Source organism: Psychrobacillus sp. NPDC093200 (assembly GCF_050280345.1).
Lineage (GTDB): Bacteria > Bacillota > Bacilli > Bacillales_A > Planococcaceae > Psychrobacillus > Psychrobacillus faecigallinarum.
The window spans coordinates 1,045,124-1,067,326 of record NZ_JBNNVC010000002.1 but is presented as its reverse complement, the minus strand read 5'-3'; the positions used below and the strand labels follow the sequence as shown (position 1 = coordinate 1,067,326).

The 22,203-nt window shown below is 37.1% G+C and carries 24 protein-coding genes; 22 read left to right on the top strand and 2 right to left on the bottom strand.

Annotated elements, in window-relative coordinates; translation table 11 throughout:
- Positions 1-31: 31 nt before the first annotated feature.
- Entirely contained in the window at positions 32-571 is a 540-nt protein-coding gene (locus tag ACQKNZ_RS13085; RefSeq protein WP_427660040.1) for an AAA family ATPase, read from the top strand.
- Between the two features lie 237 nt (positions 572-808).
- Here ACQKNZ_RS13085 and ACQKNZ_RS13080 read toward each other — a convergent pair whose 3' ends face one another.
- Positions 809-1,705 (bottom strand): aldo/keto reductase, encoded by an 897-nt coding sequence (locus tag ACQKNZ_RS13080; protein WP_427660038.1) that lies wholly within the window; start codon positions 1,703-1,705, stop codon positions 809-811.
- 68 nt (positions 1,706-1,773) lie between these two features.
- On the opposite strand from ACQKNZ_RS13080, the gene ACQKNZ_RS13075 reads away from it, so the two are divergent.
- From ACQKNZ_RS13075 to ACQKNZ_RS13020, 12 genes are all read left to right on the top strand, one after another.
- Complete coding sequence (locus tag ACQKNZ_RS13075; protein WP_144536989.1) at positions 1,774-2,316, top strand: NUDIX domain-containing protein; 543 nt, start codon at positions 1,774-1,776, stop codon at positions 2,314-2,316.
- A 56-nt stretch (positions 2,317-2,372) separates the two neighbouring features.
- Positions 2,373-2,840, top strand: coding sequence for a hypothetical protein (locus ACQKNZ_RS13070; protein ID WP_144536987.1), 468 nt, complete (start codon positions 2,373-2,375; stop codon positions 2,838-2,840).
- A gap of 85 nt (positions 2,841-2,925) precedes the next feature.
- Positions 2,926-3,366 (top strand): Fur family transcriptional regulator, encoded by a 441-nt coding sequence (locus ACQKNZ_RS13065; RefSeq protein WP_144536985.1) that lies wholly within the window; start codon positions 2,926-2,928, stop codon positions 3,364-3,366.
- Between the two features lie 188 nt (positions 3,367-3,554).
- Complete coding sequence (gene xerD / locus ACQKNZ_RS13060) at positions 3,555-4,454, top strand: site-specific tyrosine recombinase XerD (RefSeq protein ID WP_144536983.1); 900 nt, start codon at positions 3,555-3,557, stop codon at positions 4,452-4,454.
- Between the two features lie 72 nt (positions 4,455-4,526).
- Positions 4,527-5,705: a phosphopentomutase gene (deoB, locus tag ACQKNZ_RS13055; RefSeq protein WP_191697441.1), complete on the top strand. Its 1,179-nt coding sequence runs from the start codon at positions 4,527-4,529 to the stop codon at positions 5,703-5,705.
- 15 nt (positions 5,706-5,720) lie between these two features.
- Positions 5,721-7,025, top strand: coding sequence for a pyrimidine-nucleoside phosphorylase (locus ACQKNZ_RS13050; protein WP_144536979.1), 1,305 nt, complete (start codon positions 5,721-5,723; stop codon positions 7,023-7,025).
- Positions 7,026-7,384: 359 nt separating this feature from the next.
- Positions 7,385-7,741, top strand: coding sequence for an STAS domain-containing protein (locus ACQKNZ_RS13045; RefSeq protein WP_144536977.1), 357 nt, complete (start codon positions 7,385-7,387; stop codon positions 7,739-7,741).
- Positions 7,731-8,177: an anti-sigma F factor gene (gene spoIIAB / locus ACQKNZ_RS13040; RefSeq protein ID WP_144536974.1), complete on the top strand. Its 447-nt coding sequence runs from the start codon at positions 7,731-7,733 to the stop codon at positions 8,175-8,177. The genes ACQKNZ_RS13045 and spoIIAB overlap by 11 nt, the downstream gene beginning before the upstream one ends.
- On the top strand, positions 8,177-8,962 hold the full coding sequence (locus ACQKNZ_RS13035) for a SigF/SigG family RNA polymerase sporulation sigma factor (RefSeq protein WP_144536972.1): 786 nt from the start codon (positions 8,177-8,179) through the stop codon (positions 8,960-8,962). The genes spoIIAB and ACQKNZ_RS13035 overlap by 1 nt, the downstream gene beginning before the upstream one ends.
- 2 nt (positions 8,963-8,964) lie before the next feature.
- Entirely contained in the window at positions 8,965-10,410 is a 1,446-nt protein-coding gene (locus tag ACQKNZ_RS13030) for a spore germination protein (RefSeq protein ID WP_151113699.1), read from the top strand.
- Positions 10,411-10,475: 65 nt separating this feature from the next.
- Positions 10,476-11,798, top strand: coding sequence for a diaminopimelate decarboxylase (gene lysA, locus ACQKNZ_RS13025; RefSeq protein ID WP_144536971.1), 1,323 nt, complete (start codon positions 10,476-10,478; stop codon positions 11,796-11,798).
- Between the two features lie 164 nt (positions 11,799-11,962).
- Entirely contained in the window at positions 11,963-12,322 is a 360-nt protein-coding gene (locus tag ACQKNZ_RS13020) for a GNAT family N-acetyltransferase (RefSeq protein ID WP_144536969.1), read from the top strand.
- 2 nt (positions 12,323-12,324) lie between these two features.
- Here the strand turns inward: ACQKNZ_RS13020 and ACQKNZ_RS13015 are convergent, their stop codons facing one another.
- Positions 12,325-12,828, bottom strand: a complete 504-nt coding sequence (locus tag ACQKNZ_RS13015) for a DUF309 domain-containing protein (RefSeq protein WP_151110199.1) — start codon at positions 12,826-12,828, stop codon at positions 12,325-12,327.
- Between the two features lie 54 nt (positions 12,829-12,882).
- On the opposite strand from ACQKNZ_RS13015, the gene ACQKNZ_RS13010 reads away from it, so the two are divergent.
- From ACQKNZ_RS13010 to ACQKNZ_RS12970, 9 genes are all read left to right on the top strand, one after another.
- On the top strand, positions 12,883-13,653 hold the full coding sequence (locus ACQKNZ_RS13010; protein WP_144536967.1) for a segregation/condensation protein A: 771 nt from the start codon (positions 12,883-12,885) through the stop codon (positions 13,651-13,653).
- Positions 13,634-14,212: an SMC-Scp complex subunit ScpB gene (scpB, locus tag ACQKNZ_RS13005; RefSeq protein ID WP_144536965.1), complete on the top strand. Its 579-nt coding sequence runs from the start codon at positions 13,634-13,636 to the stop codon at positions 14,210-14,212. The genes ACQKNZ_RS13010 and scpB overlap by 20 nt, the downstream gene beginning before the upstream one ends.
- Positions 14,213-14,265: 53 nt before the next feature.
- The gene (locus tag ACQKNZ_RS13000) at positions 14,266-15,228 is read left to right on the top strand and encodes a D-alanyl-D-alanine carboxypeptidase family protein (protein ID WP_191697443.1); all 963 of its coding nucleotides are present in this window, start codon (positions 14,266-14,268) and stop codon (positions 15,226-15,228) included.
- A 101-nt stretch (positions 15,229-15,329) separates the two neighbouring features.
- Positions 15,330-16,064 (top strand): pseudouridine synthase, encoded by a 735-nt coding sequence (locus ACQKNZ_RS12995; protein ID WP_144536961.1) that lies wholly within the window; start codon positions 15,330-15,332, stop codon positions 16,062-16,064.
- Between the two features lie 97 nt (positions 16,065-16,161).
- Positions 16,162-16,698 carry a thiol-disulfide oxidoreductase ResA gene (gene resA / locus ACQKNZ_RS12990; RefSeq protein WP_305076191.1) on the top strand — a complete coding sequence of 179 codons (537 nt, stop codon included), beginning with the start codon at positions 16,162-16,164 and terminating at the stop codon, positions 16,696-16,698.
- Positions 16,699-16,711: 13 nt separating this feature from the next.
- A complete protein-coding gene (gene resB / locus ACQKNZ_RS12985) occupies positions 16,712-18,373 on the top strand; it encodes a cytochrome c biogenesis protein ResB (protein WP_151110197.1) in 1,662 nt (553 codons plus the stop codon).
- 1 nt (position 18,374) lies between these two features.
- Entirely contained in the window at positions 18,375-19,559 is a 1,185-nt protein-coding gene (ccsB, locus tag ACQKNZ_RS12980) for a c-type cytochrome biogenesis protein CcsB (RefSeq protein WP_151110195.1), read from the top strand.
- Positions 19,560-19,679: 120 nt separating this feature from the next.
- Positions 19,680-20,396, top strand: coding sequence for a response regulator transcription factor (locus ACQKNZ_RS12975; protein ID WP_144536954.1), 717 nt, complete (start codon positions 19,680-19,682; stop codon positions 20,394-20,396).
- Positions 20,389-22,170 (top strand): ATP-binding protein, encoded by a 1,782-nt coding sequence (locus ACQKNZ_RS12970; RefSeq protein WP_154310946.1) that lies wholly within the window; start codon positions 20,389-20,391, stop codon positions 22,168-22,170. The genes ACQKNZ_RS12975 and ACQKNZ_RS12970 overlap by 8 nt, the downstream gene beginning before the upstream one ends.
- Positions 22,171-22,203: the final 33 nt, after the last annotated feature.

Genomic DNA, 22,203 nt, shown 5'->3' with positions numbered 1-22,203 from the left:
GGGTGAAAATGGAAAGAGGGGTGAAATAATAATGAAAATACATATTTTAGGTGCGTCAGGCTCAGGCACTACTACTTTGGCTCAAGCATTATCAACTGTTCTTCACAATACACATTTGGATACGGATGATTATTTCTGGTTAACAAAATATACGGAAATAAGAGAAGTAGGAGAAAGAAGATATCTACTGAAGGAAGACCTAAATAAGTATGAGAGCTCTATTTTATCAGGGGCATTATGTGGTTGGGGAGATAACTTCAAATCTTATTTCGATTTGGTCATTTTTTTGTCGATTCCACCAAATATTAGATTAAAAAGATTAGAGAAAAGAGAGTTTGAAAGATACGGGGATGAAATATATGTAGGTGGGGCTAAGCATGATCAATATAAGAAGTTTATCGAATGGGCGTCCTTATATGACTACGCAGGTTTAGAAGTGAGGAGTAAAGCTTTACACGAACAATGGATGGATTCGTTAAACTGCCCGATATTGAGAATTGAAGGGGATTATTTAGTGGAAGAACGAGTACATCTTACAATGGACTTCTTGCACGATAACGGTAGTTTCTAGTTCAACGTCCCGTATTTTAAAATAGCTCATAGATTTCTATAAAACCAACTAAATTGCTTCAAAACTATGTGAATTACGACAAAGTATAGCTTATTTACTACAATCATTAGCTGAATTACTACAATCCTTAGTTAATTTACTACAATCAGCACAAATTTTACGACAATACAATATCATGCTCGGTAAAACATAAAAAGCCCCTAAGTATAGTTCCATCAGGGGCTAAAATCTTTGTTATTATATTCGATGCTCAGTATATTTATCTTTTTTTGTAATTTCAGCTGCTTTTTCTAGTATTTCTATTGAAACCTTGGATTTATACGCTTCTATAGTTTCCATTAGTTGCTCTTTAGAGCTTGCTCCAACGATTGCAGCACCATTTTGAAGCACATAATGAAGGGCAATCGAATTTAGAGGTATATCTAATGCTTTAAGCTTAACTAATGTGTCTAATAGTTCTTTGTTGGAGTAGGAGAGGTAATCTCCAGCCTTTTTCGCTCGAATTAGATTTTCATCTTCCGTCAACAAGCCCTTTGCAAGTGAGCCCCTGCTGAGTAGTGAACTATCGTTTTGCTCGAGTAAGGAAAGCCATTCCTCCGGTCTTCTATCTAGTAAACTATATTGCATCATAACTGAAACTGCAGAGCTTTTATTCAAAAATCGATTGATAACATTTGGTCGAATAGAAGAGATGCCGTATTCCCTAATTAGGCCATCTTTTTTGAGAGATTCCATTGTGTCGATAACCTCATCCACGTTGTCTTCCATTGTTCCCCCATGGAGCTGGTATACATCGATATAATCTGTTTGGAGACGTTTTAAGGAGTCATGAATAGCTTTTTGAATCCATTCTTTAGAGGCGTCCCAATGCCAGCCATCACCATTTTCATTTGGTCGATTACCAACCTTTGTTGCAATGATTATCTCTTGTCTATGAGATTTAAGAAGGCTCCCTAGCATTTTTTCATTTTCGCCCTGATCATATAAATCTGCAGTATCATAATAAGTAATGCCATGTTCTAATGCGGTTTGAATAATCTTTTCTGCTTCTTCAAGATTTGATGGCAGGGACATACATCCAAGTCCAATTTCTGAAATCGAAACATCACTTTTTCCTAATTGTCTTTTTTCCAAGATTATCACTTCCTTTCTTACATGTTACAATGAGAACTAGGTAGATTCAAATAAGAGGGAGCGAAACAATGAAAAAATTTGAAGAAAAAACAGTGCAGACCAATCTTGAATTTTCTGGACGAATCATAACCTTACAAGTGGATGAAGTACTATTGCCAAATGGTAAAACAGCTAAAAGGGAGATTGTTAAGCACCCTGGAGCGGTGGCAGTAATAGCTGTGACAGACGATAAAAAGATTATCTTGGTAGAACAGTATAGAAAAGCTTTGGAACGCTCTATTATTGAAATACCAGCTGGCAAAATTGAACCTAATGAGGCACCTGAGCTAACGGCATTGCGAGAGCTAGAAGAGGAGACAGGTTACACCTGTGCTAATATGAAATTTATCCAATCATTTGCCACTTCACCAGGCTTCGCTGACGAGATTATTCACCTTTATATGGCAGAGGATATTGCAATAATGGAACAAGCATCTGCCTTAGATGAGGATGAGTTTGTGGAACTATTGCACGTATCACTTGAGGAAATGGAACAAATGGTAATCTCTCAGCAAATATTTGATGCTAAAACAGCGTTTGCATATATTTGGTTAAAAGATTACTTAAAATGAAGCATGTTTGAACCTAGTACAAGCATAAGATGAAAATAGATAGGGGGGATTCCAAGTTGAACCAGTCTTATACTATTTTCATTTCACTATGCGTACTAGTTTTGAGCTTTGTTGGTGGATTAATATTATTCGAAAGAAGTTCACCAGAACAGCAGCAATGGATCATCAACCTTTTGGATGCAAGAGTCTTACTTGAAGGGCCACCTAGTTTTTTAGAGACTATCTTTCCTCATTTGATGATTGCAGTCGTGTTTTTTCTGTTTTATCAGCATCGGTATTTGCAAAAGTTTACATTAGTTATTTGTGCCTTCAAAATAACCTTTTATGGCTTTTGTTCAAGTTATTTACTACAGACACAAGAAACTACATTCCCGTATGTTTTCTGGTGGTTTCCTTTTCAACTAGTTTACTGCATTCTACTTTTGGCTTTGGCAAATCGGGTAAATCTCTTTACACTTGCCTTCTATATAATTACTATTATAATAGAGTTTATTCTTTTACCATTTATAGTATATAATAATTAGTATTAAATAATAATTATTATTATGTGAATCTCTTGTAATGAGAAAACACTTCTTGGTATAATAGTGGTAGTTAAGGAGGCGTCATATGGAAAGCCGTATTGATCGTATTAAAAAACAATTATCTGGTGCGGGCTATAAACTGACGCCACAGCGTGAAGCGACAGTTCGAGTATTGCTTGAGAATGAAGAAGATCATTTGAGTGCGGAAGATGTTTTCCTACTAGTTAGAGAAAAATCTCCTGATATAGGGCTTGCAACAGTTTATCGTACATTAGAGTTATTGAACGAATTGAATGTTGTAGATAAGATTCAGTTCGGAGACGGCGTATCACGCTATGATTTGAGACAAGAGGGCGCTGCTCATTTCCACCATCACCTTGTTTGCATTGAATGTGGAGCTGTGGATGAAATTCAAGAGGATTTACTCGAGGATGTAGAGGAAATCGTCGAAAAGAAATGGAACTTTATCATAAAGGATCATCGACTGACTTTCCATGGGATTTGTCATCGTTGCCAAGATAAATAACCAGAAAGGATAGCTATTATATGCTATCCTTTTTTTAATAGTTAAAAAAGGATATGCTGTTACTAAATTACTTATCTAGGTTCAGCGTAATAGCGCGAGGTTAAATGAAAAAGCTCCAATGATTAGGGAAATTACCCTTCCCTTTTTTGCAGCTATCAGCATAGATTTTTTAAAAGGAGATTTTAAATTTGAAAGAAGGCCTACTTCATTTAGAAGACTATTTACATTTCCTGCGTATTGAAAGGCAGTTAGCGGAAAACACTTTAATTTCGTATAAAAAAGATTTAACGGATTATTTGAAGTCTGTTTATGAAAAACAGCATTTGCAGAGTTTAAGTGATGTAGAAAGACAGCATATTATCATCCATTTAAGAGATTTAAAGGAGAATGGTAAGTCTGCAAGGACAATTTCTCGTCATATATCATCTATTCGATCCTTTCATCAATTTCTATTGAGAGAGAAAGTGGCATCGAATGATCCGACTATTCATTTAGAGCTGCCCCAGTTGGAGCAGAAACTCCCAAACTTCTTGTCAGTAGAAGAACTCAACAGTCTTCTTGGAAGTATCAGTGTGTCCAAGCCACAGGGTGTTCGAGATTTGGCTATGTTTGAACTGATGTATGCAAGTGGTATGCGTATAAGTGAATGTCTAAATCTAAATCTCGAGGATTTACATTTGTCAATGGGCTTTGTTCGTGTATTTGGAAAAGGCGGGAAGGAACGTATTATTCCACTTGGAGGAGCTGCGTTGCGAGCATGCAGTAATTATATTGAAAATGCTAGGCCGCAGTTACTTAAACAGGAACGTACCGACGCAATATTTATTAATCAGCGTGGCAAACGTTTAACAAGACAGGGTATTTGGAAACTACTAAACAAACATGCCCTTATGGCTGGTATTAAAAAAGAAATTACGCCTCATGTACTAAGGCATTCCTTTGCTACTCACCTAATTGAAAATGGTGCTGATTTAAGGGCAGTACAGGAAATGTTAGGGCATGCAGATATTTCTACAACACAGATTTACACTCATGTAAGCAAGAAAAGATTAAAAGAAGTTTACAAACAATATCATCCTCGTGCATAATGTCAGAGGTCTGACATTTATTTTTGAGGAATTTTTGGTACACTAATATAGAACAAGTAGGAGGTACTATTCATGGAAAAATTTAAGCGTATACATGTTATTGTTATGGATTCGGTAGGAATTGGAGAAGCACCTGATGCAGCAGCATTTGGTGACGTAGGCTCACACACGCTGGGTCATATCGCAGAAAAGATGAATGGCTTAAACATGCCAGAAATGCAAAAGCTAGGATTGGGTAATATTGAACCAATCAAAGGAATTGCTCCAGCAGAAAAACCAGCAGCTTATTTTGGTAAAATGCAAGAAGCTTCTGTTGGAAAAGACACGATGACAGGTCACTGGGAAATCATGGGCTTAAACATCGACAAACCTTTTAAAGTGTATCCTAACGGCTTCCCAGCTGAATTGATCGCTGCTTTAGAAGAAAAAACTGGTCGTAAAGTAATTGGGAACAAACCGGCAAGTGGTACAGAGATTTTAGATGAGCTTGGGGAAGAGCATATGAAAACAGGGGCAATCATTGTATATACTTCTGCAGACCCTGTTTTGCAAATAGCTGCTCATGAAGAAATTATACCGCTAGAAGAATTATATCGAATTTGTGAAATCGCTAGAGAGCTTACTCTGTCGCCTGAATTTTTAGTGGGACGTATTATCGCACGTCCGTTCATCGGAGAGCCAGGAAGCTTTGTGAGAACTTCTAATCGTCATGACTATGCATTGAAGCCATTTGGTCGCACTGCAATGAATGAATTACAAGACGCTGGTTTAGAAGTTATGGCAATTGGTAAGATTAATGATATTTTTAATGGAGAAGGTATTACTTCAACAGTTAGAACGAAAGATAATATGGATGGCATGGATAAATTTATCGAGACATTGGCAAAAGACTTTACAGGTATAAGCTTCTTAAATTTAGTAGATTTTGATGCTTTATATGGTCATAGAAGAGATCCAATCGGTTATGGTAAAGCACTTGAAGAGTTTGATGCTCGCTTGAAGGAAGCGCTTCCTAATCTCACAGAAGATGACTTATTGATTATCACTGCCGATCACGGTAATGATCCAACGATGCCTGGAACAGACCACACGCGTGAATATGTTCCTTTAACAGTTTATTCGCCTAGATTCACAGAGGTAAAAGAATTGCCTTTACGCATGACATTTGCAGATATCGGAGCAACCATTACTGAAAACTTTGGTGTTAAACCAACAGCTTTTGGTGAAAGCTTCCTATCCTTATTAAAATAAAGGACGTGTATGACAATGAGAATGAATGATATTATCGAAAAGAAAAGAGACGGCCAAGCTTTAACAAAAGAAGAAATCAATTTCTTTATTGAAGGCTATACAAACAATTCAATCCCAGATTATCAAGCTAGTGCTTTACTAATGGCCATTTATTTTCAGGATATGAACGATGAAGAACGTGCTAATCTAACAATGGCTATGGTCAATTCTGGTGAGCAAATAGACCTCTCTGCTATTGAAGGAGTTAAGGTTGATAAGCACTCTACCGGTGGAGTTGGTGACACAACTACATTAGTCTTGGGTCCACTAGTTGCCGCTTGTGGCGTTCCAGTAGCTAAAATGAGCGGACGTGGCCTTGGACATACAGGTGGAACAATCGATAAACTAGAGGCGATTGATGGTTTCCATGTGGAGTTATCTTCTGAGCAGTTTGTTAAACAGGTTAATGAAATCAAAGTAGCGGTAATCGGGCAAAGTGGTAACTTGACACCTGCTGACAAAAAGCTCTATGCATTGCGAGATGTTACCTCTACTGTAAACAGCATTCCACTGATTGCTAGCTCAATTATGAGTAAGAAAATTGCAGCAGGAGCAGGTGCTATTGTTTTAGACGTTAAAACTGGTGACGGTGCCTTCATGAAAACAACTGAAGATGCTCGAAAGCTTGCAAAAGCAATGGTTCAAATCGGTAATAGTGTAGGACGTCAAACAATGGCAATTATTTCTGATATGAGCCAACCACTCGGAAGAGCGATTGGAAATGCCCTAGAAGTACAAGAAGCAATTGACACACTAAAAGGCAAAGGTCCGGATGATTTAACTGAGCTATGCTTAACTTTAGGTAGCCAAATGGTAGTTGTAGGAGAAAAAGCTGATACTCTAGAAGAAGCCCGTATAATGCTACAAAAAGCAATCGACGATGGTTCTGCACTAGAAATCTTCAAGCAATTCATCAAATGGCAGGGTGGTAATGAAAAAGTAGTAGACGATACTGCTCTATTACCAAAGGCAGATTTCATCTTTGAAGTGTCTGCTAAAAACGCAGGCTACGTAACTTATATGGAGGCAGATGAAATTGGTACTGCTGCCATGCTATTAGGTGCTGGGAGAGCTACAAAAGAGTCTGAAATCGATTTAGCAGTAGGTATAATGCTAAACAAAAAAGTAGGAGACCATGTAGATGAAGGCGAATCACTGGCTACTATTTACGCGAACTCTGAAAATGTTCAAGAGGTTATGAATAAATTACACGAAAACATTCATATCGAAGCAGAACGAAAAGAAGCACCACCATTAGTTTATGAAATAATTACAGAATAATATTTGTAATAGAGCGACCTTGGTCGCTCTTTTTTTGTTAGCTATTTGAAAGTTGTTGGAAATGGTTGTTTTCAAATTATCTTTTAGACCACCTAGTATTTTAACCATATATTCAGTGAGTAAAAGATTTTAAAGAGTATAGGCTTTAATTTGCCCTTCCATAGACATCTCGTAAAAGTTTATAAAAACTTTTACGAGATGTCTATTTTTTGATTAGAAATTGTTGAATATTCCCATACTAAATGTGTATAGCCCATTTGTCGAAAATCTTCTAAATTTCGATGATTTCTTCTACTTTTGTCAGGCGCAAAGGAATATAGAATTCTATGTGGAATTGCGCTTTATGAGGAGGCGATTTTATGAAACATGATGTTGAAAAAGTAGGAGACGAAATTGTAATTATTCGATTGAAAGGTGAGCTAGACCATCATAGCACTTCTGAAATAAGGAATGAGATAGTACCAATGATTAAAAATGGCTCTATTAAAGTACTAGTTTGGAATTTGAAAGATTTAAATTTTATGGATAGTTCAGGTATAGGACTAATTCTAGGTAGAATGCGAGAGCTAGCGCCAATTGATGGTCAAACAATTATAGTTAACCCGTCACCAACGATGCGTAAAATTTTTCAGTTTGCAGGTTTAAGCCCGTACATCTACAGTGAGTCAGAAATTGAAATAATTTCAAAGTTAGGGGGAATAGTTTATGGACAATGAAATCACATTATCTTTTATTGCCAAAAGTGAGAATGAAGCATTAGCGAGAATGGTGATGTCTAGTTTTATCTCAGCAATTGATCCGACAATTGAGGAGCTATCTGAATTTAAAACAGTTATCTCAGAAGCTGTAACCAATGCTATAGTGCACGGTTATGAAGAGGATGGCGTAGGCAAGATTGAAATTCATGCCGAAAGAAGCGGAAGAGAGATTGTGGTCTCCATCGTTGATTATGGGCGTGGAATACAAGATGTGACACAGGCGAGAGAGCCTTTATATACTACCAAGCCTGAGCAGGAACGCTCTGGAATGGGCTTTACGATAATGGAAAGCTTCAGTGACGACGTGGATATTTATTCCATTCCTGATAGGGGGACAACCGTTACTATCACGAAGAAATTTGTACCAATTCAAGAATCATGTAGGATCGTCTAATGATGAACAACAAGCCAACTATTTTACTGACCCAAGAGAAAATGAGAGAACTTATTGCCTTGTCGCAGGAAGGGGATAAGTTTGCCAGACAGCAAATGATAGAAGGAAATACAAGATTGGTTTGGTCTATTGTTCAGCGCTTTGCTTCTAGGGGGGCAGACCTAGAGGATTTATTTCAAATTGGATGTATTGGTCTTATGAAGTCGGTTGATAAATTCGACTTGTCCTATGAGGTAAAGTTTTCTACGTATGCAGTTCCTATGATTATTGGAGAAATTCAGAGATTTCTTAGAGATGATGGAATGGTGAAGATAAGCCGATCAATACGCGAACTAAATTTTAAAATTCGTCATGCTACAGACGATTTTCTTAAGACTCATGAACGGCAGCCAACCATTTTAGAGCTAGCAAGTATATTAGAGGTTTCAAGAGAAGATATAGTCATGGCCACGGACGCTTTAAGAGATCCCGCTTCCTTGCAGGAGCAACTCTATGAAAACGATAGTGGTGATGCTTTAACCCTGATGGACCAAATGAGAGATGAGCGTTCTGAAAAGTCATTTGATCATATTCCTCTGAGAGAATTGGTAGAAAAACTAGAAAAACGAGAACAGATGATTATTTATCTGCGTTATTACCTAGACTGTACTCAAAGTGATATTGCTGAAAGGTTAGGTATATCCCAGGTTCAGGTGTCAAGGCTAGAAAAGAAGATATTGACACAGTTAAAGAGCTGGCTAGTGCCTGTTGGTAGTACCGCTAATACAAAAGCTAGAGATAGGTGATTATTACGAAACCGTTATTTAAGGATGTGGCCGAGGCCGAAGCATATTTAAAAGAGAAGTTTGGGGTGAATGAGTCTTATGATTTCGGGATTCTTCATACCCATTTGTTTAAATTTCCAGTGTTACTTGTTTATATTAACGGTCTTATCGATGGTCCAACGTTAACTGAATTGATGACCGGCACTTTAAAATGTCCTCCAGAAGAGGACCTAGATCAAAATGAAATTATGAGTCATTATTTTCCTTATTACTCTATAACGGAATATGATTCTAGAGAAAAATGGATTGCCGCGCTACTAAGTGGTCAGGTAACATTCATTTTAGAAAATGGATCTGTTTACACGATTGATGTACGTAGCTATCCCGGTAGAACACCTGAGGAGCCTGACAACGAAAAGGTTGTACGAGGCTCCAGGGATGGCTTTACCGAAAATATTGTATTAAACACTGCTCTCATTCGTAGACGAATAAGAGACACCAATCTCCGATTTGAACTACACCAAATATCCTCCATGAGTAAAATGGACATTGCAATTTCCTATATTAAAGGAGTGGCAAATGAAGAAAACTTAAAACTTATTCGGAAGCGTCTTAAAAATATTAAACATGACGGTTTTACAATGAGCGATAAGGCATTAGAGGAATGGTTATTTGTTCAAGGCTTTCATCCTATGCCTTTTGTTCGCTTTACAGAACGACCGGATATAGCTGCTGCACATTTGCTTGAAGGACATATTTTACTCGTAGTAGATACCTCTCCATCGGTTATTATAGTCCCTACGACTCTTTTCCACCATTTACAACATGCAGAGGAGTATAGACAGGCGCCGGCAATAGGGACTTTAGTAAGATCGATTCGTTTTTTTGGTGTTTTCTTCAGTTTATTTCTCTTGCCATTTTGGTATTTAATGTCTAAGCATCCAGAACTTCTTCCGAATGCCTTGGACTTCTTAGGTCCCAATGAGAAAAGTGCCATTCCGCTTTTACTACAAATAATCTTTGCGGATATTGGGATAGAATTTTTAAGGCTAGCAGCTATTCATACGCCCACTCCGTTATCCACTGCGATGGGTATCATTGCGGCATTAGTTATTGGCCAGATGGCTGTAGATGTTGGATTATTTGTTTCTGAAGTCATTTTATACACAGCAATCACAGCTATATTTACATTTGCTATCCCTTCCTATGAGCTAAGTATAGCGACTAAAATATTCAGAATGTTTATTTTAATTGGGACAGCCATTTTAGGAGTAAATGGATTTTTTATAGCAACCGTATGTTTGATTTGGTACATATGTAGTCTTAAACCGTTAAATGTACCCTATTTATGGCCGTTAATTCCTTTTTATCCAAGAGCATTTGCTCGTATACTCATTCGTTTTCCGATGCCAACCAACGCAAAGCGACCTTATATAACACGATCACCTGTTCGAGATCGCTCCAAATAGCATTGCATTTCCCTTATTCGATATGGTAAAGTTCATATAGAAATGAGGAAAAGAGGCGAGGATACATGGTAATGGTATCAGAGCATGCTGTGAACGAAAAAGGGCACCTATTAATAGGTGGTATTGACTCCTTAGAACTTGCAAAAACATATGAGACTCCTCTGTTTGTATATGATCTGTCTCTTATTAGAGCTAGAGCTAGAGCCTTTTTAGACACATTCAAGCAAGAAAATGTAGTTGCACAGGTTGCCTATGCAAGTAAAGCCTTCTCTAGCGTTGCGATGTACCAAGTGATTGAGCAAGAAGGCTTATCCTTAGACGTTGTCTCCGCTGGAGAACTATATACAGCTATTAAAGCAGGGTATCCTGCAGAGCGTATTCATTTTCATGGTAACAATAAAAGTGTTGAAGAATTAATATTAGCTATGGAGCATAAAATTGGTTGTATAGTGGTGGATAATTTTTATGAAATTGAGCTTTTAAAACAACTAACTGTTAAACTCAACCAAAAAGTGAAAGTTCTTCTGAGAGTGACTCCAGGGGTTGAAGCACATACCCATGATTATATTACGACTGGACAACAAGACTCAAAATTCGGATTCGATTTGATGAATGGACAAGCAGATAAAGCTTTCCAACAGGTTTATAAAGATGAATTTATTGAATTACTGGGATTGCACTGCCATATCGGGTCCCAAATTTTTGAAACAATCGGATTTAAAGTGGCAGCAGAGAAGCTTATTACTAAAATGATTGAGTGGGAAAACACCTTTAATTACGCTTGTACAGTGCTAAATTTAGGTGGAGGGTTTGGGATTAAATATACGGAGCAAGACACACCATTAGAACCGTCTATTTATGTGAAGGAAATGGTGATTGCAGTAAAAGATTTAGTTTCCAAAGCGAACCTAGATATGCCTGAAATATGGATTGAACCTGGTCGTTCGTTAGTAGGGGACGCGGGAACGTCACTTTACACGATCGGCTCGGAAAAAGAAGTGCCAGAAATACGAAACTATTTAGCGGTTGATGGCGGTATGTCTGATAATATTCGCCCAGCTTTATATGGAGCGGAGTACAGTGCAGCTATTGCTAACAAAATGGGAGAACTCAAGGAAGTGGAGTATACCATTGCTGGTAAATGCTGTGAATCTGGTGACAAGCTAATTGAACATATTACACTACCAAAAGCTTCACCAGGGGATATTTTGGCTGTTTTTTGTACAGGTGCATATGGTTATGCAATGGCAAGCAATTATAATCGCATAGCAAAACCCGCCGTTGTTTTTGTTGAAAACGGTCGTCACCAGTTGGCAGTGAAACGAGAAACTCTGGAAGACCTTGTTCGTCTTGACCTTCCCTTCACGTTAGAGAAAGGAAGAGGCTAAGTGAAAAACAAGAATGTTATTTTGTTTCTAATTATATTTATAGTTGGTATAGTATGGGGAGCATTGTATTGGTTCCTTATAGCACCAAATGTTAAACTATAGTTGGACAATTATCATAAAAGGTAGTAAAGTTCTTTTAAAGAAATTAAAAGAGGGTCTAAAACATGTTATGTCGTTATAAAAAAGCATATGAAAAAATTTCTATGGGGCTGTTGTCTTTCATGCCCAATGAAAAAGATTTGAAAAAATTGCTAGAAACAATTCATCAATATGAATCTAATCCAGATTGGCATTTATTTGTTTGGAAAAAGGATGAAGATGTAGTAGGAATTGTAGGAGTTCGTATGGAAGGCACTGAAGGTGTCATTCAGCATATTTCTGTGAATCCTTCTCATCGAGGTGAAGGTATTGGCAAAAATATGGTTCAAACACTGTCGAATATTTTACAAACCACCACTGTAAAACCAACAGAAGAAATAAAACCTTTCTTTGAAAAATGCAATGCAGATAAAGAAGAGAACTGACCTTAGTGGCCTTCTCTTCTTTTTTTCTGTTTTTCTCGTTCTTCAAGTATTTCAGAGCGATCTCTAAGCATATGTTTATGAATAAGAAAATTTCGATCTTCTTCTTTTACGAATGGTATCTCCTCAACCCGGGAAAGAAGCTCCTTGTTTTGGATGTCAATTTGAAATCCTAAAAATGGTTCCTGCCTTTGGATAGAATTATAGGCATTTGTAGCATCTTGGTATAATCGATGAAAATTAATAGTTTCAAAGAAGGGAGAGTGACTTGTTTCTTTCATTCGCTTAATACTGCCACCCATTGTTTTTAGTGCTCCTGAAAAATTCCCTCTACGCCAATGGTACATAGAAGTGGAAAGTAGGATAAGTGCAGCCAAAGAATGTACTTTTTGGCGAGGTGCAACTTCCTTCCAATAGTCTTCTAACAGCTCGTGGCATTCGAAATAATCGTTGATGTCATTAAATTCTTTTAAAAATTGAACAAAATTAGGATGGAATGTAGGGTGCATTACAATCACCTTTCCTCTATAATTATGATTAAAATTAATATTAGGTGGAGTTTTATGTCTTACGAAGTAAAAACAGAAGCATTTGAAGGTCCACTCGATTTATTATTACATTTAATAAATCGTTTGGAAATAGATATATATGATATTAAAATGGCCGAAATCACCACGCAATATATGGAACACATACATGCGATGCGTGTGCTGGAGTTAAATGAAGCAAGTGAATACTTAGTGATGGCCGCTACCTTGCTCTCTATTAAAAGTAAAATGCTTCTTCCGATTCATCAGGATGATCAACTGGAAGATGATTTTGATATTAATCTTGACGATCCTAGGGACGAGTTAGTTCTTAAATTAATAGAGTACAAGAAATACAAAGAAGCTGCTAGTAATTTGCAAGAGTTAGAAGAAACTCGAAATCTATTTTACACTAAGCCTCCTACGGATTTGAGTGGCTATCAAAGCAATCAGCAATTGGCCTTGTTTGATCTTGAAGTAAATGTTTACGATATGCTTGGTGCTTTCCAGAAGATGCTTCGGAGAAAACAGCTAAATGCTCCTCTCCATACTCGCGTAAGTAAACAAGAGGTCTCCATTCGAGAGTCGATGAATAATGTAATCTCTACATTAAAAGAGCATAATGGAAGACTGTCATTTTATGAGCTTTTCCCTACTAGAGATAAAACAACAATTGTTACTACTTTCTTGGCAATATTAGAGCTTATGAAACGACAGGCGGTCAAGGTTGAGCAGAAGAAAAATTTTGAAGATTTATTTGTTCAACTAGGAAAGGAAATAGAAATATATGAAGAAATTGAAGAGTAAAATAGAAAGCCTCTTATTTGTTAGTGGAGAAGATGGCTTAACAAAGAAACAGCTTGCATTTTTAACGGAGGAAGATGAAGAAAATGTAAGAGAAGCTTTAGACTCGCTTATGATGGAATATGAAGATTCTGAGGAAAGAGGAATTCAACTTAAACAACTTGCTGGCACGTATCAATTAGTAACGAAGGAAGAAAACGTGGATTGTATTCAAAAGCTAGTTGAAAATCCTACTACTCAATCTCTATCTCAGGCATCTTTGGAGGTTTTGGCTATCATCGCATATAAGCAGCCTATTACAAGGGTAGAAATAGAGGATATAAGAGGAGTGAAATCAGAAAGACCGATACATACTTTATCTGCTAAAGGACTAGTTCAAGAAGTTGGACGTGCAGAAGGAACGGGTAGAGCTATCTTGTACGGCACCACACAGGAATTCCTACAGTACTTCGGTTTAAAAGATATAAGTGCATTGCCTCCTTTACCAGAAGATGTGGAAGTAGACGATATGGGAGACACCGATTTGTTTATGACAAAGTTTCAAGAGGCATTTGAAGGATAGAAATAAATGAAAAAGGAGTATTTTCCATTTACAAAAAAGCGTTTATACTAGTTTTGTTTTTTCTTTTAATAAATATTAGTAATGCCCATGCAACCTCATCCTCCTATGCTGTTATTGATGCTAAGACAGGAAGACTATTGCTTGGAAGTAATGCGGATGTAGAGTTGCCTATTGCAAGTCTTACAAAGGTTTGGACGGCTTTGACTGTGTTGGATAATGCCACACTTGATGAAGAGATCACAATTTCTTCTGTTGCTGCTGCCCAGGAGGGTTCCTCGCTCTATTTACAGCCTGGTGAGGTCTGGACAGTTAACTCCTTACTGCATGGTCTTATGCTTCAATCAGGAAATGATGCTGCATACGCTTTAGCAGAGCATACAGGAGGGTCATTAGAGGGTTTCGTTAAGCTGATGAACGAGAAGTTTGAATTAGCAGGGTTAGATCATTCTCACTTTACGAATCCGTCAGGTTTACACAATGACGATCATTACGCTTCTGCACATGACATGGCTAATATGTTCCGTTTAGCACTCCAAAATGAAGACTTTAAAAAAATCTCCTCCGCCAAAAATTTTGTGCCAGAGGAACGTTCGATCAAATGGAGAAATAAGCACAAACTAATGCACTTCAACGAGTACACCGTTGCCGGAAAAACTGGCTATACGAAGAGAGCAGGAAGAACCCTTGTCACTTATTTAAAAGATAAGGATAAGGAAGTTATAGTAGTGACATTGAACCACTCGAATGATTGGAATACTCATGTCTCCTTGGCTGAGCAAGTCTTTCAAAACTATGAGAATGTTAAGGTAGTGGAAAAAGGGAAATATCAGCTATTTCAAAAAGACGTAATAGAAGTAAAAAAAGACTATTATTTATTGTTGAATAAAGAGGAACAGGATCAGTTGAATAATGTTCTAATTATTCCTCGTAATAACAACGAGAAAAAGCCTTATTTGTGGAAAGTAATGATTGATAAAGATGTTGCACTAGAATTTAATGTGAAGAAAGTCAAATAATTTTGAGAAGACAGTTTTTCCAAAAGACTGTCTTCTTTTATTTTATGTAAAAGTGTGACATAATTCACTCATGTATGGAAAGAATGGACGAGGTGAATTACTTGGAAAGATTACAAAAAGTATTAGCACACGCAGGTGTTGCTTCTAGAAGAAAAGCTGAAGAGTTAATTTTGGAAGGAAAAGTAAAAGTAAACGGTAAAGTAGTGAAGGAATTAGGTACAAAAGTTTCTGACTCTGATACGGTGGAGGTTGAAGGAGTAAAGTTAGAGAAGGAACAAAAAAAATACTACTTACTTTATAAGCCAAGAGGAGTTATTTCTGCAGTAACGGATGACAAAGGTAGGAAAACCGTGACGGATTTATTGCCTCATGTTACAGAACGCCTATATCCAGTAGGAAGATTAGATTACGAAACGTCAGGAGTACTACTTTTAACAAATGACGGAGATTTCTCGTATGCGTTGACCCACCCTAAATTTAAAGTGGACAAAACCTATGTGGCGAGACTTAAAGGAATACCACTTAAGGAACAATTAAGACCTCTTGAGCGTGGAGTTGTCTTAGAAGACGGCAAGACCGCACCGGCAAGGGTAAAGCTTTTGTCTTCTGAAAAGAAAACGAATAAGTCGATTGTAGAAATCACTATCCATGAAGGAAAAAATCGTCAAGTACGACGCATGTTCGATGCAATTGGTTTTCCTGTGCAAAAACTAAAAAGAGAACGATTTGGCTTTCTAACTTTGCATGGTTTAAATGCAGGGGAGTGGAGAGAACTAACAACTCATGAGGTAAAACAGCTCAGAGTTCTTGCTGAAACAGGTAAAATAGGTAAATAACAATGAAAAGTTCACAAAGCCTTCATAAGTCCTTCTCAATTTGGACATTAATTTTGATATAATATTGTCGGCAATGCATGGAATGGAGGAAATAAATTTGGCTCAATCCAAACAAAAACGTTTTTACATAAGAGCAGTTATTTTAGTAGTACTTACACTAGCAATTGTATTTACAATTTTCTCTAACGTGACTAAAGAAAAAAATGCAGTTTTACAAGTCGGCGATAAAGCACCGGATTTCCATGTGGTAGACACGAATGGAGAACAGCATAAGCTTTCTGATTACAAAGGACAAGGCATCTTTTTAAATTTCTGGGGAACTTGGTGTAAACCTTGTGCAAAGGAAATGCCTGCAATGGACAATCAGTACAATGTCTACAAAGATCAAGGTGTTCAGACTCTAGCTATTAATGTTGGAGAATCGGATTTAAAGGTAAATCGTTTTGCTAACCGTTATGGCTTAACATTTCCTATTGCAATCGATCAAAACAAAAGCTTGTTGGATTCCTATAATATTGATCCGCTACCAACAACCTTTTTGATTAGCCCGGAAGGTAAGATAGAAAAGATTATTAAAGGTGAGATGACCGAGCAAGATATTGCAAATTTCATGGAACAAATCAAACCTTCCTAAAGGAGTCTTTTAGATGGACAAGATAGTTTGTAAATGTGGGCACGTCAACCCTGCAGGTACAGAGCTTTGTGAAAGCTGTGGACGCCCTTTAAGTCAACAATCGAGAGAACAAAAGATTGTTGATATGAGATATGAAGGGTCTGCAAGACGTTCTCAAACCTATAACAAAACAATAATTGATAAAATCTGGAATTTCTTCTCTAGTGTAAAAGTCGGAATGTGGATTATCGTTGCTATCCTAATAGCTGCCGCTATAGGAACTATTCTGCCACAGGTTTTTTATGTTCCTGCAACGAGAGAAGAAGATATTGCAGCGTATTATGAGAGAGTGTATGGATGGTTTGGAACATTATATTATGAATTAGGACTTTCTGATCTTTATAGCTCCTGGTGGTTCCAAACGCTAGTGGGAATGCTAGGTATTTCTTTAGTCATTGCAAGTTTGGATAGAGTAATACCACTTTACAAATCTCTTAAAAAACAAAAAACAAAAAGACATATTAGCTTTTTGAAACGTCAGCGTGTATTCGGCGCAGCAGAAGTAGAAGCTCCTGTCGAATCTCTTGAGAAGGCGGAAGAAAAGCTTAAGTCAATGAAGTATAAGGTTAAACGAGAAGGAAATGCAATTCTTGCAGAAAAAGGTCGTTTTTCCAGATGGGGGCCTTACGTAAACCATTTAGGTTTAATACTTTTCCTGTTTGGTGTTATGCTACGTGCAATCCCAGGGTTTTATGTAGATGAAACTATGTGGATAAGAGAAGGAGAAACTCTTTACATACCACAAACAGATGGTTATTTCTTAGAGAGTAAGGATTTCATCTATGAAACATATACAAAAGAAGAGTCAGAAGAAGTTTTTGGTGAAGCACTTGATAGAGTGGGATCGATTGCTAAAAATTATCAAACGGATGTAGCTTTATATAAAGGGCCAGATGATGCAGTCGCTGGTCATCCCGAAGACTTAAAGTTAGTGAAGGAAGAGTCCATCCAGGTTAATGAACCTTTGAAATTTGATAATTTCTCTGTGTTCCAGATGGATTTCCGTCTTAATGAATTAAAGTCTATGACTTTCCATTTGGAGGACAAAGCTACTGGTACTGATCATGGTCAGTTTACGGTGGAGTTATCAAATCCACAAAGTATGTACGAGTTAAATGATGGTTATAAGGTAGAAATCGTAGACTACTACGCTAATTTTTCTGGTTTTGTAGATGGTGAACCTCAATCAGAGACTCCTGAGCCTAAGAATCCTGCATTTTTAGTGAAAATGTACAGCCCGGAATATCCAAAAGGTGAAACTAGTTTTGTCATGATTCAAAATACATTAGAACCTTTAGGGGAAACAGAATATAAAGTTAAATTTGAAAGTGTAGAAACTAGAGATATGTCAGGTCTTACAATTCGCAAAGATTTAACACTTCCTATTCTAATGCTTGGTGGACTTATCTTTATGATTGGTGTTGCACAAGGGTCTTATTGGAACCATAGACGTATTTGGCTTCAATATTTAGAGGATGGACAGATGGTAGTAGCTGCTCATACGAACAAAAACTGGATGAGCGTTAAGAAGGATATCGATGAGGTTTCGAAGATAACCAATATACCACCATACGAAGATCAGCAAGATTTAGATGCAAAACAAGAAAAAGAGGAAACAGAGGAAGGTGTAAAATAAAATGACAATGGTTTCTGTAAGTGAGACTTTATTGTTTGTAGCGTTTGTCGCTTATTTGGTTGCTACGTTTTTATTTGGTGGAGCAGTCAAATCTTCAAGTGCAGCAGCTACAAATTCATATAAACGATGGGGAAATTTAGCAATTATAGTGACGATTATTGGTTTTGTAGCTAACTTGGGTTATTTTATTACCCGTTGGATTGCTGCTGGACATGCACCAGTAAGTAACTTATTTGAATTTACTACAGCATTCGGAATGCTTGTAGTAGGAGCTTTTATACTTATTCACTTTATCTATAAAACTCCTGCTCTTGGTCTTTTTGCATTGCCTATAGCAGTGCTAATCATTGCATATGCAAGCATGTTCCCAAAGGATATCACTCCATTAATCCCAGCTCTAAAAAGTCACTGGTTAACTATTCATGTTATTACAGCAGCACTTGGTGAAGCTATATTAGCAATCAGTGCAGTAGCGGGTTTAATATGGTTACTAAAAAATATCGACCTAACAAAACCGTCTAAGCAACGTTTTTGGATAGAAGCAACCATGTACCTTTTAGTTTTAGTTTTAGGTTTCGTTATTTCAACTGTTTCATTTTCTGCAGTAGATTATTCAGCAGAATATTCTTATATAGACAAAGAAGGAAATCCACATGATATAGAATATAACCTACCAGCACTATTTGGTATGAATGAATCAGAGGTTATTACTGATGGGGCTATGGAACCGCTAATTGAAGTTCCACCTTTAATTAATGGTAAGAAGTTAACGACTGTTGTATGGGCAGTCCTATTCGGTACAGTACTTTATGGATTACTTCGATTAATCTTACGTAAACGTATTGCTACAGTTTTACAGCCATTAGCTAAAAAAGCTAATTCTCAACTAATGGATGAAATCGGGTATCGCTCTGTATTAATTGGCTTTCCTGTATTCACATTAGGGGCTCTAATATTTGCAATGATATGGGCTCATGAAGCTTGGTCTCGTTTCTGGGGCTGGGATCCAAAAGAAGTTTGGGCTCTTATCACATGGTTATTCTATGCGGTATTCTTACATTTAAGATTGACAAAAGGATGGCAAGGTGAAAAATCTGCATGGTTGGCATTAATAGGTTTTATCATCATTATGTTTAACCTTATTGCTGTAAACTTAATCATTGCGGGTCTTCACTCATACGCATAAGTAAGTCAAAAGTAGTGTCAAAAAGCTCTACATTCAGCAGAATGTAGAGCTTTTCTTTTCTTTTATGTTAAGTAATTGTACAATATAGAATAGATGTAGATAGAAGGGTATGATATTTAAATGTCAGAAATGATAAAACTTTTAGTAGTAGATGATGAAGAACGTATCCGTCGTTTGTTGAAAATGTATTTAGAAAGAGAAGGGTATATGGTAGAGGAAGCTGAAAACGGAGAAGCTGCTCTTTTACTCGCTTTAGAAAATGAATATAATTGTATTCTCCTAGATATTATGATGCCTGAAAAAGATGGTATAGAGGTTATTACAGAGCTTCGAGAACATAAAGACACACCAGTTATTCTTTTAACAGCTAAGGGCGAAGAAGCTAATCGTGTAGAAGGCTTTGAATTGGGAGCGGACGATTATATTGTAAAACCTTTTAGTCCAAGAGAGGTTGTTCTTAGAGTAAAGGCACTTCTGAAAAGATCAGCAGCATTTTCTCCATCACAGACAGTTTCCATTTCTAAGGATATTGTTGTATTTCCTCATTTAACCATTGACCATGATGCACATAGAGTCACTGCAGATGGTGAAGAAGTTAGCTTAACTCCAAAAGAATATGAATTGCTTTACTTCCTTGCTAAAGCGCCAGATAAAGTTTTTGATCGGGAACAGCTGTTAAAAGAAGTTTGGCATTACGATTTCTTTGGAGATTTACGTACAGTAGATACACACGTAAAAAGATTACGTGAAAAATTAAATAGAGTTTCTGAAAAAGCTGCGAAAATGATTGTAACTGTTTGGGGAGTTGGCTATAAATTCGAGGTAGGAAATGAATAGGATTTGGAATAGTGTGGTCGGGAAGCTATGGGGAACCATATTGCTTCTCGTCTTATTTGTGTTGTTTATCGTTACAGTCCTAATGCTAGAATTTTTAGAAGACTTTCATACAGAACAAGCGGAAGAAATTCTTAGACAAGAAGCTGCTACTATAGGGAAAATTGTAGAACAGCAAGAAAATCTAGAGAATTCCCTCTCCATTATTAGTGATATTTTAGGCTCGGAAACAAATACATTAATTGTAAGAAATGCAGATTCTGTATTCCTCTCCGTTCAAGAGGGTCTCAATAAAGAAGTTATCAATGATAAAATATTAGAAGACGAGCAGCTTTCCAAGATTTATACTTCGGATAAAACAATTATTAAGAAAATGCTAATGCCATCCATGACAGAAGAAAATCGAATGGAAAACTATATAATTTTGGCATCTCCTCTAGAAGCTGACGAACAGGTTCATGGAGCAGTTTTTATTTATCAAAGCTTAGAAGTTGTAAATAAAACCTCTAATAATACGACAAAAATTGTATTTCTGTCTGGATTTATAGCTCTGTTACTTACAACCTTGCTTACTTTCTTCCTTTCTTCTAAAATCACATCTCCCCTTCGATCGATGCGAGAGGCGGCTTTAGAGCTAGCTAAAGGAAACTTTGAAACGAAGGTACCTTATACGCAAAGAGACGAGATAGGGGAGCTTGGCTCTGCATTTAACAGAATGGGTAAGCAATTAAAGCATCATGTGGAGGTAATCAATCAGGAAAAGGAACAGCTTTCAAGTATTCTTACTTCTATGACAGATGCCGTAATTACTTTCAACAAAGAATTTCAAGTACAGGTAAGTAATCCACAGGCTGACCAACTGTTAAATAAATGGCATGAAGAAAATGACATTGCTAACAAATCAGATTTACCTGATGAACTTCAGCATCTTCTAGAGCATGTATTGCATTTAGAAGAAGAATTAGATGAGGAATTAGAAATAAGAGGATCATACTTCTCTGTGTCGATCAGCCTTCTTTATAGCAATGAATCTGTTCGTGGGGCAGTGGTCGTATTGCGCGACATGACTGAGCAACATAGATTAGACAAAATGCGTTCAGATTTCATCGCTAATGTTTCTCATGAGCTAAGAACACCTATTTCTATGCTGCAAGGATACAGTGAAGCCATTATCGATGAAATAGTCACGACAGAAGAAGACAAAAATGAAATGATTCGGGTTATTTATGATGAATCTAAACGTATGGGTAGACTTGTAACAGAGTTATTAGATTTAGCGAGACTTGAATCAGGTTATTTGAGCATACACAAAGAAAAAGCAGAAATTGTTTCGGTAATCGAAAGGATTACCCAAAAATTTGACCAAGCTGCGAAAGAAAGTAATGTTAGCTTAAAGTTTGATCACAATATACCTTCTGAGGAATTAATCGAAATTGAGATAGACGAAGATCGTATGGAACAGGTTTTAACGAACTTAATTGATAATGCTTTAAGGCATACTCCGGAAGAAGGCTCTGTTTCCGTACTGTTAGAGAAATCCAAAAACCAAATCATTATAAAGGTATCAGATACTGGATTTGGTATACCTGCGGAGGATTTACCTTATATTTTTGAGCGGTTTTATAAAGCCGATAAAGCTAGAACTAGAGGGAAAGCTGGCACTGGCCTCGGCCTTGCTATTGCGAAAAATATAGTCGAAAGACACGAAGGTCACCTATCAGCAGAAAGCACAGTCGGGGTAGGCACAACATTTATTATTCAATTGCCATTAAGCTAATGTAACAAATCGGGAGATGAAACGACTAATTGA

Coding starts and splice junctions, on each gene's coding strand:
- ACQKNZ_RS13065 (WP_144536985.1), top strand. CDS start 2,926: ATGGAAAGCCGTATTGATCGTATTAAAAAACAATTATCTGGTGCGGGC.
- ACQKNZ_RS13035 (WP_144536972.1), top strand. CDS start 8,177: ATGATGAACAACAAGCCAACTATTTTACTGACCCAAGAGAAAATGAGA.
- scpB (WP_144536965.1), top strand. CDS start 13,634: ATGAAGAAATTGAAGAGTAAAATAGAAAGCCTCTTATTTGTTAGTGGA.
- ACQKNZ_RS13075 (WP_144536989.1), top strand. CDS start 1,774: ATGAAAAAATTTGAAGAAAAAACAGTGCAGACCAATCTTGAATTTTCT.
- ccsB (WP_151110195.1), top strand. CDS start 18,375: ATGACAATGGTTTCTGTAAGTGAGACTTTATTGTTTGTAGCGTTTGTC.
- ACQKNZ_RS13020 (WP_144536969.1), top strand. CDS start 11,963: ATGTTATGTCGTTATAAAAAAGCATATGAAAAAATTTCTATGGGGCTG.
- ACQKNZ_RS12970 (WP_154310946.1), top strand. CDS start 20,389: ATGAATAGGATTTGGAATAGTGTGGTCGGGAAGCTATGGGGAACCATA.
- deoB (WP_191697441.1), top strand. CDS start 4,527: ATGGAAAAATTTAAGCGTATACATGTTATTGTTATGGATTCGGTAGGA.
- ACQKNZ_RS13045 (WP_144536977.1), top strand. CDS start 7,385: ATGAAACATGATGTTGAAAAAGTAGGAGACGAAATTGTAATTATTCGA.
- ACQKNZ_RS13050 (WP_144536979.1), top strand. CDS start 5,721: ATGAGAATGAATGATATTATCGAAAAGAAAAGAGACGGCCAAGCTTTA.
- ACQKNZ_RS12975 (WP_144536954.1), top strand. CDS start 19,680: ATGTCAGAAATGATAAAACTTTTAGTAGTAGATGATGAAGAACGTATC.
- ACQKNZ_RS13015 (WP_151110199.1), bottom strand. CDS start 12,828: ATGCACCCTACATTCCATCCTAATTTTGTTCAATTTTTAAAAGAATTT.
- ACQKNZ_RS13010 (WP_144536967.1), top strand. CDS start 12,883: ATGTCTTACGAAGTAAAAACAGAAGCATTTGAAGGTCCACTCGATTTA.
- ACQKNZ_RS13085 (WP_427660040.1), top strand. CDS start 32: ATGAAAATACATATTTTAGGTGCGTCAGGCTCAGGCACTACTACTTTG.
- resB (WP_151110197.1), top strand. CDS start 16,712: ATGGACAAGATAGTTTGTAAATGTGGGCACGTCAACCCTGCAGGTACA.
- lysA (WP_144536971.1), top strand. CDS start 10,476: ATGGTAATGGTATCAGAGCATGCTGTGAACGAAAAAGGGCACCTATTA.
- spoIIAB (WP_144536974.1), top strand. CDS start 7,731: ATGGACAATGAAATCACATTATCTTTTATTGCCAAAAGTGAGAATGAA.